14 protein-coding genes are annotated in these 13,127 nt (G+C 61.9%); 9 read left to right on the top strand and 5 right to left on the bottom strand.

The genetic code is table 11. The annotated features are described in order from the left end of the window. Nucleotides 1–7 precede the first annotated feature (7 nt). Entirely contained in the window at nucleotides 8–628 is a 621-nt protein-coding gene (locus tag ACS4RS_RS15165) for a TetR/AcrR family transcriptional regulator (RefSeq protein ID WP_449313712.1), read from the top strand. Nucleotides 629–728: 100 nt separating this feature from the next. After that, nucleotides 729–1,937, top strand: coding sequence for an MFS transporter (locus ACS4RS_RS15160; RefSeq protein WP_439010321.1), 1,209 nt, complete (start codon nucleotides 729–731; stop codon nucleotides 1,935–1,937). Between the two features lie 6 nt (nucleotides 1,938–1,943). Here ACS4RS_RS15160 and ACS4RS_RS15155 read toward each other — a convergent pair whose 3' ends face one another. After that, nucleotides 1,944–2,360 (bottom strand): winged helix-turn-helix transcriptional regulator, encoded by a 417-nt coding sequence (locus tag ACS4RS_RS15155; RefSeq protein ID WP_003593493.1) that lies wholly within the window; start codon nucleotides 2,358–2,360, stop codon nucleotides 1,944–1,946. Between the two features lie 123 nt (nucleotides 2,361–2,483). Here ACS4RS_RS15155 and ACS4RS_RS15150 point away from each other — a divergent pair, with 123 nt between their 5' ends. Then, nucleotides 2,484–3,392 (top strand): NmrA family NAD(P)-binding protein, encoded by a 909-nt coding sequence (locus ACS4RS_RS15150; protein ID WP_449313711.1) that lies wholly within the window; start codon nucleotides 2,484–2,486, stop codon nucleotides 3,390–3,392. 114 nt (nucleotides 3,393–3,506) lie between these two features. Here ACS4RS_RS15150 and ACS4RS_RS15145 read toward each other — a convergent pair whose 3' ends face one another. Both ACS4RS_RS15145 and ACS4RS_RS15140 read right to left on the bottom strand, forming a co-directional pair. After that, on the bottom strand, nucleotides 3,507–5,237 hold the full coding sequence (locus ACS4RS_RS15145) for a WG repeat-containing protein (protein WP_439010322.1): 1,731 nt from the start codon (nucleotides 5,235–5,237) through the stop codon (nucleotides 3,507–3,509). Nucleotides 5,238–5,514: 277 nt separating this feature from the next. Further along, nucleotides 5,515–6,267: a pyridoxine 5'-phosphate synthase gene (locus tag ACS4RS_RS15140; RefSeq protein ID WP_439010323.1), complete on the bottom strand. Its 753-nt coding sequence runs from the start codon at nucleotides 6,265–6,267 to the stop codon at nucleotides 5,515–5,517. Between the two features lie 78 nt (nucleotides 6,268–6,345). Here ACS4RS_RS15140 and ACS4RS_RS15135 point away from each other — a divergent pair, with 78 nt between their 5' ends. Both ACS4RS_RS15135 and ACS4RS_RS15130 read left to right on the top strand, forming a co-directional pair. Continuing rightward, a complete protein-coding gene (locus ACS4RS_RS15135) occupies nucleotides 6,346–6,549 on the top strand; it encodes a hypothetical protein (RefSeq protein WP_439010324.1) in 204 nt (67 codons plus the stop codon). 173 nt (nucleotides 6,550–6,722) lie between these two features. Next, the gene (locus tag ACS4RS_RS15130) at nucleotides 6,723–7,415 is read left to right on the top strand and encodes a MerR family transcriptional regulator (protein WP_184379087.1); all 693 of its coding nucleotides are present in this window, start codon (nucleotides 6,723–6,725) and stop codon (nucleotides 7,413–7,415) included. A 79-nt stretch (nucleotides 7,416–7,494) separates the two neighbouring features. Here the strand turns inward: ACS4RS_RS15130 and ACS4RS_RS15125 are convergent, their stop codons facing one another. Further along, nucleotides 7,495–8,622 carry an ATP-dependent DNA helicase gene (locus tag ACS4RS_RS15125; RefSeq protein WP_003593484.1) on the bottom strand — a complete coding sequence of 376 codons (1,128 nt, stop codon included), beginning with the start codon at nucleotides 8,620–8,622 and terminating at the stop codon, nucleotides 7,495–7,497. A gap of 70 nt (nucleotides 8,623–8,692) precedes the next feature. Further along, a complete protein-coding gene (locus tag ACS4RS_RS15120) occupies nucleotides 8,693–9,619 on the bottom strand; it encodes a LysR family transcriptional regulator (RefSeq protein WP_449313710.1) in 927 nt (308 codons plus the stop codon). A 132-nt stretch (nucleotides 9,620–9,751) separates the two neighbouring features. Between ACS4RS_RS15120 and ACS4RS_RS15115 the strand changes: the two genes are divergently transcribed. The 4 genes from ACS4RS_RS15115 to ACS4RS_RS15100 all read left to right on the top strand — a co-directional run bounded on the left by ACS4RS_RS15115 (nucleotide 9,752) and on the right by ACS4RS_RS15100 (nucleotide 13,107). Beyond that, on the top strand, nucleotides 9,752–10,231 hold the full coding sequence (locus ACS4RS_RS15115) for a carboxymuconolactone decarboxylase family protein (RefSeq protein WP_003593481.1): 480 nt from the start codon (nucleotides 9,752–9,754) through the stop codon (nucleotides 10,229–10,231). Between the two features lie 69 nt (nucleotides 10,232–10,300). Further along, nucleotides 10,301–11,056, top strand: a complete 756-nt coding sequence (locus ACS4RS_RS15110) for an NAD(P)H-binding protein (protein ID WP_439010325.1) — start codon at nucleotides 10,301–10,303, stop codon at nucleotides 11,054–11,056. A gap of 61 nt (nucleotides 11,057–11,117) precedes the next feature. Then, nucleotides 11,118–11,534, top strand: a complete 417-nt coding sequence (locus ACS4RS_RS15105) for a cupin domain-containing protein (RefSeq protein ID WP_439010326.1) — start codon at nucleotides 11,118–11,120, stop codon at nucleotides 11,532–11,534. A gap of 94 nt (nucleotides 11,535–11,628) precedes the next feature. Further along, nucleotides 11,629–13,107, top strand: a complete 1,479-nt coding sequence (locus tag ACS4RS_RS15100; protein ID WP_439010327.1) for a mechanosensitive ion channel family protein — start codon at nucleotides 11,629–11,631, stop codon at nucleotides 13,105–13,107. The last annotated feature ends 20 nt before the right edge of the window (nucleotides 13,108–13,127 follow it).

The following is a 13,127-nucleotide window of genomic DNA, read 5'->3' as shown; positions in this document are numbered from 1 at the left end:
GGCGAGCATGAACGCAACAACCCTCGACCATGAGAAGACCCGGAGCCGCGGCCGTCCGCGGGAATTCGACGCCGAGGCGGCACTCGACGCGGCGCTGCGCGTCTTTTCAGAGCGAGGCTACCATGCTGCATCGATCAGCGAACTCACCGAGGCCATGGGGCTTGCCGCCGGCAGCGTCTACAAGGCTTTCGGGGACAAGCGCGGCATCTTCCTTGCCGCCTTCGACCGCTACCGTGCCGTGCGTCGCGGCCTGCTCGATGCCAGGCTGGCATGCGCCGAGACCGGTCGCGACAAGCTCCATGCGCTTATCACCTTTTTTGCCGGCTCTTCGCACGGTGAAATCGGCAGGCAGGGCTGCCTCGTCGTCGGCAGCGCCGGCGATCTCGCCCTCTTCGACGAAGAGGCGGCCGAACGTGTCGCCACCGCCTTCATCACCGACGAGACGCTTCTCGCCGACCTCATCCGCCTCGGCCAGTCCGACGGCTCGATTTCGGCGGATATCGATGCATCGGCGGTAGCACTTGCGCTTCTCTGCCTCACCAAGGGCATGCGCGTCATCGGCAAGACGGAACGCAGCGGCGAAGAAATGGCTGCCGCTGCCGAAGCCGCGATGAAGCTGGTGACCTGAGATTCCCCCGGGGGAATGCAAGTATTCCCCTCGCCCGGAAACGGGTGGCCGCCGGCAGACCGATTTGCGATTTATCCATTCAATCATCCCGGAGTTTCTGATGAGCATTTCAGCCACCGCGCCGGATAAGGCCATTCCAAGGGCGCTATCCCCCTGGCTTACCTTTCTTTTTGCTGCCGCCTGCGGGCTGGTGGCCGCCAATCTCTATTACGGCCAGCCGCTTGCCGGCCCGATCAGCGCCGAGCTTGGCTTCACGCCTGCCGCAACCGGCCTGATCGTCACACTGACGCAGATCGGCTATGGCCTCGGCCTGCTGCTGATCGTGCCGCTCGGCGACCTCACCGAGAACCGCCGGCTCGTGCTGCTGCTGGTTGCCGTCTCCGCTGTTGCGCTGATCGGCGCGGCGCTGGCTTCGACACCCACAGCCTTCCTCCTCGCCTCGCTCTGCATCGGCCTTTCATCGGTCGCCGTTCAGGTCCTGGTTCCCTTTGCCGCCAACATGGCGCCCGATGCGACACGCGGACAGGTCGTCGGCAACGTCATGAGCGGCCTGCTCTGCGGCATCATGCTCGCCCGCCCCTTCGCAAGTTTCGTCGCCGAGGCCTCGTCCTGGCATGTGGTCTATTATGTCACCGCAGCGCTGATGATCGTGCTCGCCGTCATCCTGCGCGCCAACCTGCCGGTGCGCGTGCCGAAGACGAAGCTGCGCTACGGCGAGCTGCTGGCTTCCATGGGCCACCTGGCGCTGACCTCGCGTGTGCTGCAGCGCCGGGCACTTTATCAGGCCGGCATGTTCGGCGCCTTCAGCCTGTTCTGGACGACGACGCCGCTGCTGCTTGCAAGCCCGGCCTTCGGACTGACGCAAAACGGCATCGCCCTCTTCGCGCTTGCCGGCGCGGCCGGCGCCATCGCCTCGCCGATCGCCGGGCGGCTTGCCGATCGCGGCATGACGAAGATCGCCTCGACGCTTGCCATGCTGCTCGGCATGGCATCCTTCCTGATCAGCCATTTCGCCGCGGACGGCTCGCTGACCGCCCTGATCCTGCTGACCGTGGCGGCGATCATGCTCGATTTCGGGGTGACGACCAATCTCGTCTGCGGCCAGCGTGCGATCTATGGCTTGAACCCGGAACATCGCAGCCGGCTGAACGGCCTGTTCATGGCCACCTTCTTCGCCGGCGGCGCGCTCGGCTCGGCGCTGGGCGGCTGGGCCTATGCCACCGGCGGCTGGACGATGACCGCCTGGATCGGCTTCGCCTTCCCGGCGCTCGCCTTCCTGCTATTCCTGACGGAAGGGCGCGGTAAGTAAGACACTCTAGCTATCGGCAGAATCGAAACGCGAACGGGCGGCGCGGACGGCATCATGGTTGGCTTCCGCCCAGTTCAACAGCTGCGACAGCGGCAGGTAGAGCGAGCGGCCGAGTTCGGTCATCGAATATTCGACGCTCGGCGGTTTGGTCGGAAAGACTTCGCGGGCGATATAACCGTCCCTCTGCAGGTCGCGCAGCGTCTGCGTCAGCATGCGCTGCGAAATATCGGGCAACATCCGCCGCAACTCACCGAAGCGGCGGGGTTCGGCCGCCAGCACCTCAAGCAGCAGCGTCGACCATTTGCCGCCGATCTGCTGCATCATGTCCCTGACCGGGCAATTGGAAAAATCAAGGCCGGCAAGATCGATCTCGCGCCGCGCCCCCGGCATCCTGTTCTTCAGACTGACGACCGCGCCGCTCATGAGCTGGTTCCCTTTTGGTAACGTAGAGCCGAAAAACTGCCTCCTTTACACCGCCAAGTCAATTCCTATTGTAGTGCTGCTCTCTTTTTGAGACTACCTATCGAGCACAGAAGGAACCGACTTATGAGCGAAACCATCCTGGTCACCGGCGCCGCCGGACAGCTCGGCCAGCGCGTCATCCATCACCTCATCGAGACCTACAAGGTCGCCCCCGGCCAGATCATCGCGGCGACGCGCAGCCCGGAAAAGCTCGCCGAACTCGCAAACAAGGGCGTCGTCACCCGCAAGGCCGATTTCGATGACGCGGCAGGCCTCGAGAAGGCGTTCGCCGGCGTCGACCGCCTGCTGATCATCAGCACCGATGCGCTGGATACCCCCGGCAAACGCCTCGCCCAGCACAAGGCGGCCGTCGCCGCTGCCGCCAAGGCTGGCGTCAAGCACATCGCCTATACCTCGATGCCGGCGCCGGACGATTCGCTCGTCACCTTCGCGCCGGACCATCTCGGCAGCGAAAACGCCATCAAGGCGAGCGGCCTCGCCTACACGATCATCCGCGACGCCTGGTACCACGACAATTACCTGCACAGCATGCCGCACAACCTGCAGGCCGGCAAATGGTACAGCGCCACCGGCGACGGCAAGGTCTCGACCATCTCGCGTGACGACTGCGCCCTGGCGATCGCCGCAGCCCTTGCCTCCGGCACATCGGACAGCGCCACCTACACGCTGACCGGTGCGACGTCGCTCAACAACCGGCAGATCGCCGCCATCGCCGCCGAAGCCGCTGGCAAGCCGCTCGAAGTGGTCGACGTCAATGATGAGCAGCTCGGCCAGGGCTTGCGCGGCGCCGGCCTCCCCGGCTTCGTCGCCGACATGCTGGTGTCGGCCGACGCCAACATCCGCGCCGGCAAGTTCGACATCGTCACCGAGGATTTCACCAAGCTGACGGGCAGACAGCCGCAATCGCTGAAGGATTTCTTCGTGGCGCACAAGGCTGCTTTGACGGCTTCAGGCAACGCCGGAGGCCATTGAGCTTTCCGCTCATCCCTGCGCTCGCCGCAGGGATGAGCGTGCTCCGATTCTGGACACTGGATCCCGCATCACGTCAGATGTGTCGCTCACCGCACCGACGCGCAGGGTCGCCCCTCAGAATTGCGAAACGAAGCCAGGCGGTTTTTCCCTGAGGTCAAGTCCGTATTCAAGCTCGGCCCGCATCCAGAGCACGCCGCTTTCATAGGGATCGTCGGACATTGTCTCAGTTCGGGCGTCGGCGGTATTGCTGTCAGGCCAGTTCTTGACGCACGCGACGCTCTCGCGTGTCCGCTCATTCCGATCGATTGCACACCATTCTCGTCTTTCGTCGAGCGGAACCCACGCGAGACCATCCCGGAAACAGGTGATGGCCCGATATTTCGGCTCGACGACGATGTTCCCGGCGGCATCCTCAATGCCCCAAAGCAAGGTTCCGTTCGAATTCCTCGAGACGAGCTGTCCGCCGTCGCGTCCGCAACGCAACTTTGATCGCCGGTCTTCCAGGCGGCGCGGCTCGGAGACTTCACGTCCTGATGCGTCGATCCAAAACTTCCGCCCATCCTTCGATACCGCATAGGCACCGGAATCAGGCTGCAGCTCATCGAACTGCGGAGCGAGGGCTAACACACCGTTAGCGTCCAGTATTCCCCATTTGCCCTGAACATTGACGCCGGCATAGCCACCGCTGAAACCAGATTGGCTCTGAAATGATGGCGGATCGACAAGCAGTTTACCGTCCTGCTTGAGAAACCCCCATTTTCCATTGTACCGAACGGATACGGGGAATTTGCAAGTCATGTACGTGTTGTCAAAAAGATACGAAACCGTCGGCTTTCCATCCGCTCCGACGACCTGAATAAGGTTGCCGCGGTGGATGAATTTGATACCCGAAGGACATGCCGCCCACGCCTTCCCGTCCTCCGGGTCGGGCACCAGATCCCCGGCCCGGTTGAGACCGATCCACTGACCGTCCACCGATATCCTGGCCACCTCACCGGAATAATCCGGCAGTCTCGCATCGTCAAACAGACGACCGCCAAGCAACCGTCCCGCCTCGTCAAGAACGCCAAATTTCTGGTCTTTGGCCACACGGTAAAACCCGTTTCGATAATCCTGGATCCAAAATCGCTGCGGGGCCAGAATAGTTTGGCCGTCCTGGCCGATCACGCCGCATTGGGTGGCGTCGGCCGAGTCATGTTGGCTGGACCGACCCTTGTGTCCGGCCGAACCGCCATAACAGACAATTGCTCTTCCTCCACCGAGTTTGCTGGCTGTTTCGAAGCGAGGCTCGACCTTCCAGGTTCCGTCGGGAGCAAGCAATCCGTATCGTTTATCTCCCGGTTGAGCGGCCCAAACGAAAGTGCCGAAGTCGAATTCTTTAATGGCCAGCTCGTCCTTCAGGATCTTTCCTGAATGCAGATCGACGAGCAGATAAGGTGGATTGTTCCTCTCAAGCAACAGTTCCCCGAACGTGAAACGCAGCATGCCAAAAGAATCCCCTGCAACCGCTTTGCCGGGGCGAACGAGCGCCGCCCCGGCTCCGAATGGAATGGCGCGCGCATAGTTCAGTGACAGCAGAAACTTTCCCGTTCTATCGATTATTCCCGCCTTGTCGCCGACCACCACCTCGGCGTGGCCTTTGCGAAATCCGCGGGCAAGGTCGAACGCAGGCGCGATCACCATCTCGCCCCTCGAATTGATATAGCCGAACTTCCCCTCGGAGCGCACGGCGGCCAGCCCCTCCGAGAAAGGAAGTACAACTTCGAACTTGCGATCAATCCGTGGTTCGAACGTCGCTCTGTCGATATAGCCGCAAAGAGCGTAGACACCGCCGCATCTTTCCACCCATCTTTCCGGCCGGGGATCGGCGACGCCGGTTCCAACGGAGCAGAGCAAACACGCCCATGCCGCCGCGACAAATATAATTTGACGTGTAGCAACTCTCACCCTAGCGCCCCCCGGTTGAAAGAACTAGGAGATGCTCGTGTGTTGGAAATATGGCCAATCCGCAGGTCGGATGTCATGAGTACAGGAATCCAGCGCCTTCACCCGCGGGCATGGGAAACCTTTGCAACGTATCAAATTAGTTGCCGCCAATACGCAAGAAGGAAACAGCCCTTCCTTAAACCGCCTGCCCGCACGCCCGGCAGAACCGCCGCACCGTCTCGGCCATGCCATACTCAAGCGCATCAGCCGTCAGCCCATGGCCGATCGAGACTTCGGCAAGCGCCGGAATGCGCTTCACCAGATCAGGGAGGTTTGCAACCGTCAGGTCGTGGCCGGCATTGACGGAAAGGCCGATCGCCAGCGCCGCATCCGCCGTCCGTCCGAGCGCTTCGAGAATCGGGGCCGCCCGTTCCGGCGCGTCGTAACAGCCGCCATAGGGACCGGTATAAAGTTCGATCCGGTCGGCGCCGACGGCCTTGGCGATCTCGACGGCTTCAGCATCCCCGTCTCCGTCGGCAAACAGCGACACCCGGCATCCCATCGTCTTCAGCCGTGCGACGGCATCGGTCAGAAATGCCCGGTGCTTGCGGAAATCCCAGCCGTGATCCGAGGTCGCCTGCGCGGGATCGTCAGGCACCAGCGTCACCTGTTCGGGCGCGGCTCCGGCGCAGAGGTCAAAAAATTCCTGCGTGGGATAACCTTCGATGTTGAACTCGGCGTTCGGGAATTCGTCATCGATCAGATTGCGGATGACGGGCAGGTCGGAAAAGCGAATGTGGCGCTGGTCGGGGCGCGGATGCACCGTCAGGCCGCTCGCTCCTGACGCAAGGGCGATTCGCCCCAGCGCTTCGACGCTCGGCCAGGGCAGGTCGCGCCGGTTGCGCAGCATGGCGACGGCGTTGAGGTTCACGGAGAGCTTGGCGGGCATGGCTGGCATCCATCGGTCACGGAAACGGGATGCCCTGCTTTAAGCCAAGTGCTCTGCAATGGCCAACGAGATCTGCAGATGGATGCGATGCCGGACGTTGATGAAACCCAAGCATTTCAATCGAACATCGACGGCAAGCGTAGCGCAAACAGTAATTCCCGCTGCCTTCCGAAGATGGCCGGATCATGCGGCAGCGCAGCACATGTTTTGCTGCAGCACAGAAGGCGTGCCGGCAAAATATGCCCTTACGTTGCTATCCCATTTAAAAGAGATTATTTTTAGCACTTATAAAAGAGATCGTTCACGCATAACGTGGACATTGTATCGCGTAAACGTAGGCCGCGTACTGCTTCTTTCCCAATGATAAGAACGCCCAGAGGAAAACCCCACTCGCCGCGCCTGGGAAGCAACTGGCAAATCCGCATGAGGTGCAACACGATGCCCTAGGAGGGTTCATGCCAGACGGTTCCAAACGCCTGTTTGCTGCCGCCGGTATCGCTTCGGAGGCCCGGTCGAAATACCGGTTTCTGCCTTCGGCCGCGCTGCCGCCGGATCTACCGGACGGTCCGGTGCCAATCGCCGATATGGCCAACGCATTCGGCGTTACGCACAGGACACTGCATTTCTACGAAGAAAAGGGGTTGATTTCGGCCAATCGCATCGGGCTGATGCGGGTCTACGGCCAGGACGACGTGATGCGCATGGCGGTCATCACCGTCTGCCGCGAGACCGGCATGCCGATCGCCGTCATCCAGGAATTGATGGACGAGCTTCGCAAGGCCGATTCGCAGGAAAGGGCCGAAGCGATGTTCCGCGAGGCGCTGCAGGTGCGCAAGCGCGAGCTGACTGCAGAGATGTCGACGCTACACCGCCAGCTCCAGCAGGTGGGCGACCTTCTGGATTACGACGACAGTGTCGAAGAGCCGCCGCTCAACGACAACCAGGACAGCGCAAGCCTGACCCCGCAGGAGCGGCGTTGCCTGGAACTGATGGCGGAGGGCTATTCCACCCAGCGAATCGCCCGGGCGCTCGATTTGAAGCATGATGAGACGAGGGATCTCGAAGCCGCAATCATCCTGAAATTCCGCGCCAACAACCGCTTCCAGGCGATCGCCAAGGCCGTTCTGCTCGGCATCGTGCAGGCATAACCTTGAACGCCTGACCGCGCCGCGGGCAAGCCTGGCCCACGCTCTCGACGGCCGCCACCGTCGCCTCCCGCCAATCCTATCAGCGCACGATCGTCAGCGTCTCCGCCGCGCGTGTGATGGCCGTATAAAGCCAGCGTTCCCGCGTATCGCGAAACGCCCAGCTCTCGTCGAAGAGCACGACGTCGTTCCATTGCGAACCCTGCGCCTTGTGAACGGTCAGTGCATAGCCGTAGTCGAACTCGTCGTAGCGCTTGCGGGTGTTCCAGGGGATTTCGCCTTCGACATCCTCGAAGGCCTGTTTCAGGAGCTTGATCTTGGCAGCGCCCCGATCCATGTCGTCGTCTTCGGGCCGGACCAGCAGATTGATGCCGGGCTTCGTCGTTTCCTTGGACGAGGTCATCACCTGCCAGAGCGAGCCGTTGAGGAGGCCTTTGGCCGGATCGTTGCGGAGGCAGACGAGTTTGTCGCCGGTCTGCGGATACTCGGCATTAAAGCCTTTCAACTCGCGCAGGCGCTGATTATAGCGCCGCCGCGTCCTGTTGGTGCCGACGAGCACCTGGTCGGCTTTCATCACGAGATCCTGCGTCACCTCGTTCTTCGAGATCACCTTGGCCGTGCCGTAATCGCCGTACATCACCTCATTGCCCTCGCGCACCTGCATGGCGAGCTTGATGATCGGATTGTCGCGGGCCTGCCGGTGAATATCGGTGAGCAGATAATCCGGATCCTGATTGGTGAAGTAACCGCCGCCGCTGACCGGAGGCAGCTGGCCGGGATCGCCGAGCACCAGGATCGGCGTGCCGAAGCTCATCAGATCCTTGCCGAGCGCCTCGTCCACCATCGAGCATTCGTCGACGATGATCAGCGCCGCCTTGGCGACCGGGCTTTGCCGGTTGATCGAAAACATCGGTGCGATCGAGGTCTTGCCGGTTTCCTCGTCTTCCACCGCCTCCTCGCCGCGTGGCCGATAGATCAGCGAATGGATCGTCTTGGCGTTGGAAGCGCCGCGCGAGCGCAGCACTTGCGCGGCCTTGCCGGTAAAGGCGGCAAACAGCACGTCGCCATCGACATTCTCGGCGAAATGCTTGGCAAGCGTCGTCTTCCCCGTTCCGGCATAGCCGAACAGGCGAAAGAGCGGCGAGCGCCCTTCATTCAGCCATTTCGAAACAGCCTTGAGGGCTTCGTCTTGTTGCGGCGCAAATTGCATGATCAGACGACTTGGCAGGATTCGCGGGCGTTAGGCAAGGCGGAAAACCGCAAATCGCCCGGCGGGACGATCATCCGTCCCACCGCCGGTCCATGCCGCTCGCGGACATCGACGGGTCCCGCCCGATGGCATCGGTCAGAAAATCCAGAACCGTCTTGACGCGCAGCGGCATGTTCCGTCTCGAGGGATAGACGACGGTGATCGGCAGCCGGCTCGGCTGAAAATCCTCCATCACGGGGATCAGCCGGCCGGCGGCGATATCGGGCAAGGCAATGATATGCGAAAGCACCGCCAGTCCCGCGCCGGCAAGCGCGGCTCGGTGAATGGCGACCGCGCTGCAGGCGGTCAGCCGCGGCGAGATCCGAACCGAAATGTCTTCGGACCCGTTGGAGAACGACCATGTCGCTGCATCGCCCGCCCTGTTGTAGCACAGGCATTCATGGTCCTTGATGTCCTTCGGCGTCCGCGGCGGCGCCTTGCGCGCCAGATAGGCGGGCGATGCGACGAGGAAGGCCGTCGTCCAGCCGATCCGGCGGCAGACGAGGCTGCTGTCGGCGACCGAGCCGAGCCGCACTTCAAGGTCGAGGCGCTCCTCGATCATATCGGAGCTCTGCTCCCTGAAGAGCAGTTCGACCGAGAGTTTCGGGTGGGCGGCGAGAAGATCGCCCAGCCGCTCGCTGAGATAGAGGCCGAGCGGTGCCGGAACACTGAGCCTGACCTTCCCGGAAGCCATGACGCCGTCCGATCCAGTGGCATCGCCGAGCTCCTCCACCGCTTCGAGAATTCTGAGCGCCATCGGCAGCATGCGCTCCCCCTCCGCCGTCAGCGACAGGCCGCTCGTCGTGCGGTGCAGGAGGCGCGTGTTGAAATGCCCCTCAAGGGCTGCGACCTGCCGCGAGACCGCCGGCTGCGTCACGTCGAGATCATGCGCCGCCGCCGAAAACGAGCCCGTCTCCACGACTCGCTGGAAGGTCCGTAATGCCGAAACGATATCCATCCCCCGCCCCTCATACTTTTGCGCATAGGCTTTATGCAGCCAAACTAGGCTGGAATGGCTTTACAGTCCAGAAATTACGGATATCTTTTATCCATAAGGATATCAAGTATCCTTAATTAAAGGAGAGACGACATGACCCAGCGATTGAACTACGCCCAGCAGTCCCCCGAGCTTTTCAAGAAGTTCATGGAATTCAGCATGGCATTGCGCAGCAGCGTGATCGACGAGAAGCTGCAGGCCCTGATCGAGATCCGCGCTTCGCAGATCAACGGATGCGGCTTTTGCCTCGACATGCATGTGAAACAGGCAAAGATCCACGGCGAAACGGAACTGCGGCTCCATCACGTTGCCATCTGGCGGGAATCGAACTTGTTCGTCCCGCGCGAGCGTGCAGCCCTTGCCTGGACCGAAGCGCTGACGAAACTTCCAGAAGGCGGCATTCCCGACGAGATTTACGAACGGGTTCGCGGCCAGCTTTCCGAAAAGGAAATCTCCGACCTGACCTTCGTCGTCATGGCCATCAATGCCTGGAACCGCGTCAATGTCGGCTTCAAGACCGTTCCCGGTTCCGCTGATAAGGCCTACGGCCTCGACAAGGCTGGCTTGAACTAAACCCCACAATTCATTGAGAAGATTCACCTTTGACGCTGCCGCACCTCCGGCAGCGAACGGAGATCTGTTATGAAAATCGTTGTCATCGGCGGAACCGGCCTCATCGGTTCGAAGACTGTCGAACGCCTGCGCCAGAAGGGGCATGAGGTGATTGCCGCCTCGCCGAACTCCGGCGTCAATACGATCACGGGAGAAGGACTGGCAGCGGCGCTCAAGGGCGCGGAAGTCGTGCTCGACCTTGCCAATTCGCCCTCCTTCGAAGACAAGGCCGTTCTCGAATTCTTCGAGACCTCGGGGCGCAATCTTCTCGCCGCCGAGAAGATTGCCGGCGTCAAGCACCATATCGCGCTCTCCGTCGTCGGCACCGAGCGGCTGCAGGACAGCGGCTATTTCCGGGGCAAGCTCGCCCAGGAAAAGCTCATCAAGGCGTCGGGTATTCCCTATACCATCGTGCATTCAACGCAGTTCATGGAATTCCTGAACGGCATCGCCCAGTCCGGCACCGTCGGCCAGACGGTCCACCTGTCGCCGGCCTATGTGCAGCCGATCGCCTCCGACGATGTCGCCGACGCCATGGCTGATGTGGCGCTCTCCGCGCCCGCCAACGCCACGATCGAAATATCAGGTCCGGAACGGGCGCGCTTGAGCGAACTCGTCGCCCGATATCTGAAAGCGATGAAAGACCCGCGCACCGTCGAGGCCGATCCGGAAGCAAAATATTTCGGCGTCCGGCTCAACAACCACTCGCTCGTTTCCGACGACAACCCGCGGCTCGGTTCGATCACCTTCGAGCAATGGTTCGCAAAGTCCGCCCAGCCGATGTGATTTTGGCCCGGGACGCGGCCACGGGGGCGTGTCCTCCCACCCAGAAAAGATGGAGATTCCAATGATCAGAGCATCGATCCTCGCCGCCGCCCTCGCCTGCCTGGCGGCCACCGGCGCCGGCGCCAACGACAACAGCAAATCTGCCAAGGTCACCCTCGTCTACGAGCACGAGCTTCCGAACGTGCCGGGCAAGAGCATCAAGGGCGTGCTGGTCGAATACGGCCCGGGCGGCTTCTCCGACGGTCATACCCATCCCGACTCGGCTTTCATCTACGCCACCGTGCTCGAAGGCGCGATCCGCAGCCAGGTCAATGATGGCCCGGTCAAGGTCTATCAGGCTGGCGAGAGCTTCTCCGAAATGCCGGGCGACCGCCACGGCGTTAGCGCCAACGGCAGCGAAACGAAGCCCGCCCGCCTGCTTGCCGTGTTCGTCGTCGACACCGACCAGAAAGAGCTGACCTATCCCCTCAAGAAGTAAGGGCCGCCAAACCCGTCCGCGCGAGGCCGATGCTTGCGCGGACGGGCGACATGCTCAATCATGTGCCGCCCGCCCCTCCCGGAGACAGAAAGCGATGATCTACGACGGGCTCTTCGGCAAGCCTCTGATATCCCTAATAACAGTCGGCTTTGCCGGTATCGTCGTCTGGCACCTGCTTTCCCGCCAGCGGCCGACGACGCGGCTGGTGGTGCAGATCGTCTTTTTTGGCGTGATGACGCTGATCCTCGTCGGCAGCGGCATCGAACCTCATCGGTTTCAAGGATATGGGTCCGAGGATCCGCAGGCCTTGCTTGTCGTTGTCGCGAAAACGCTCTGGTGGATTCATCTCGCATGGGCTGTTATCGGTTTCATCAGGCTGTATCTGGTTCTGGAGGGCAGTCCCCGAGAGGCCCGCCTGCTCCAGGATCTCGTCATCGGCGTCGTCTATATCGGCATGGCCCTGTCGGTTCTGGCCTTTGTCTTCGGCGTGCCGATCGGCACCCTCGTTGCCACCTCGGGCGTGGTCGCCATCATTCTCGGCCTTGCGCTCCAGAACACGCTCGCCGACGTTTTTTCCGGCATCGCGCTGACACTCGGCCGGCCTTATGTCATCGGCGACTGGATTCTCTTGAGCGATGGCACCGAAGGGCGTGTCGTCGAGAGCAACTGGCGCGCGACGCATATCCTAACCGGCGGCAACAATGTCGTCGTTCTGCCGAACAGTTTTCTCGCCAAGCTCGGTCTGACGAATGTCAGCCGGCCGGACGAGAGCCATCTCCTTGTCCTCACCATCCGTATCGCCCCGACACGGATGCCGGCATCGGTCCGCCAGGTCATGTTATCAGCGCTGACGAGCTGCAATTCGATCGTGCGCGACCCGCCGCCGGTCGTCGCATTGAAGGGGCTGGACGCCACCGCGCTCGAAGTCGAGCTGCAGTTCCGGGTGACGAGCCCGAGCCGGCGTGTTCAGGCGCGCAACGAGGTGTTCGATCTCGTCTATCGTCACTGCAAATCCGCCGGCCTGCTTCTCGCCGTTCCGGCGGCGGCTTCGGTCCTGACGGGCGACCTGCCGACCGAAGAGAGCGCACGACCGCCCCGCGTGACGCCGCTCGAACTGATCGAGGCCATTCCGATCTTTGCGACGCTGAAGTCAGATGAAAAGCAGAAGCTTGCCGAGACCACTGCCGTGCGTGAATTCCGCAAGGGCGACGTGATCGTGCGGGAGGGGGACATGCTGCCGTCGCTGATGATGGTGCGGGCCGGCATTATTGCGGCGCGGCACGGCGATGGGGAACGCGGGCGGCTCGCGCCAGGTGATTTTTTCGGAGAGACCGGACTGCTCGCCGGCATGCAGGAAGTCTGCACGCTCGAGGCTCTGACCCCCGTGACGGTCTATGAAATCGATCAGCAGGCCTTCGCCCCGTTGCTGAACCAGCGTCCGGCGCTGGCGGAGGAAATCGCCGAAGAACTCGCCAGCCGCGCCGAGCGCTTTCGCGATGCCGCCCTGCCCCCGGAACCCGCCCACAGCGCGCATGCCATTCTGAAAACCATCAGGACAATCTTCAGGGGCTAGCACGATGCGTAGATTCAATA

The sequence above is a fragment of the Rhizobium sp. F40D2 genome, from assembly GCF_051810745.2.
Classification (GTDB): Bacteria; Pseudomonadota; Alphaproteobacteria; order Rhizobiales; family Rhizobiaceae; genus Rhizobium.
The sequence above is the reverse complement of the archived record's forward strand: the minus strand, read 5'-3'. Positions and strand labels throughout refer to the sequence as shown.

What these genes read in the sequence shown, in the direction of transcription:
- ACS4RS_RS15155 (WP_003593493.1), bottom strand. Translation starts at nt 2,360, where the DNA reads ATGAGCGGCGCGGTCGTCAGTCTGAAGAACAGGATGCCGGGGGCGCGG.
- ACS4RS_RS15115 (WP_003593481.1), top strand. Translation starts at nt 9,752, where the DNA reads ATGACCCAGCGATTGAACTACGCCCAGCAGTCCCCCGAGCTTTTCAAG.
- ACS4RS_RS15110 (WP_439010325.1), top strand. Translation starts at nt 10,301, where the DNA reads ATGAAAATCGTTGTCATCGGCGGAACCGGCCTCATCGGTTCGAAGACT.
- ACS4RS_RS15100 (WP_439010327.1), top strand. Translation starts at nt 11,629, where the DNA reads ATGATCTACGACGGGCTCTTCGGCAAGCCTCTGATATCCCTAATAACA.
- ACS4RS_RS15160 (WP_439010321.1), top strand. Translation starts at nt 729, where the DNA reads ATGAGCATTTCAGCCACCGCGCCGGATAAGGCCATTCCAAGGGCGCTA.
- ACS4RS_RS15150 (WP_449313711.1), top strand. Translation starts at nt 2,484, where the DNA reads ATGAGCGAAACCATCCTGGTCACCGGCGCCGCCGGACAGCTCGGCCAG.
- ACS4RS_RS15125 (WP_003593484.1), bottom strand. Translation starts at nt 8,622, where the DNA reads ATGCAATTTGCGCCGCAACAAGACGAAGCCCTCAAGGCTGTTTCGAAA.
- ACS4RS_RS15135 (WP_439010324.1), top strand. Translation starts at nt 6,346, where the DNA reads ATGGATGCGATGCCGGACGTTGATGAAACCCAAGCATTTCAATCGAAC.
- ACS4RS_RS15165 (WP_449313712.1), top strand. Translation starts at nt 8, where the DNA reads ATGAACGCAACAACCCTCGACCATGAGAAGACCCGGAGCCGCGGCCGT.
- ACS4RS_RS15120 (WP_449313710.1), bottom strand. Translation starts at nt 9,619, where the DNA reads ATGGATATCGTTTCGGCATTACGGACCTTCCAGCGAGTCGTGGAGACG.
- ACS4RS_RS15130 (WP_184379087.1), top strand. Translation starts at nt 6,723, where the DNA reads ATGCCAGACGGTTCCAAACGCCTGTTTGCTGCCGCCGGTATCGCTTCG.
- ACS4RS_RS15105 (WP_439010326.1), top strand. Translation starts at nt 11,118, where the DNA reads ATGATCAGAGCATCGATCCTCGCCGCCGCCCTCGCCTGCCTGGCGGCC.
- ACS4RS_RS15140 (WP_439010323.1), bottom strand. Translation starts at nt 6,267, where the DNA reads ATGCCCGCCAAGCTCTCCGTGAACCTCAACGCCGTCGCCATGCTGCGC.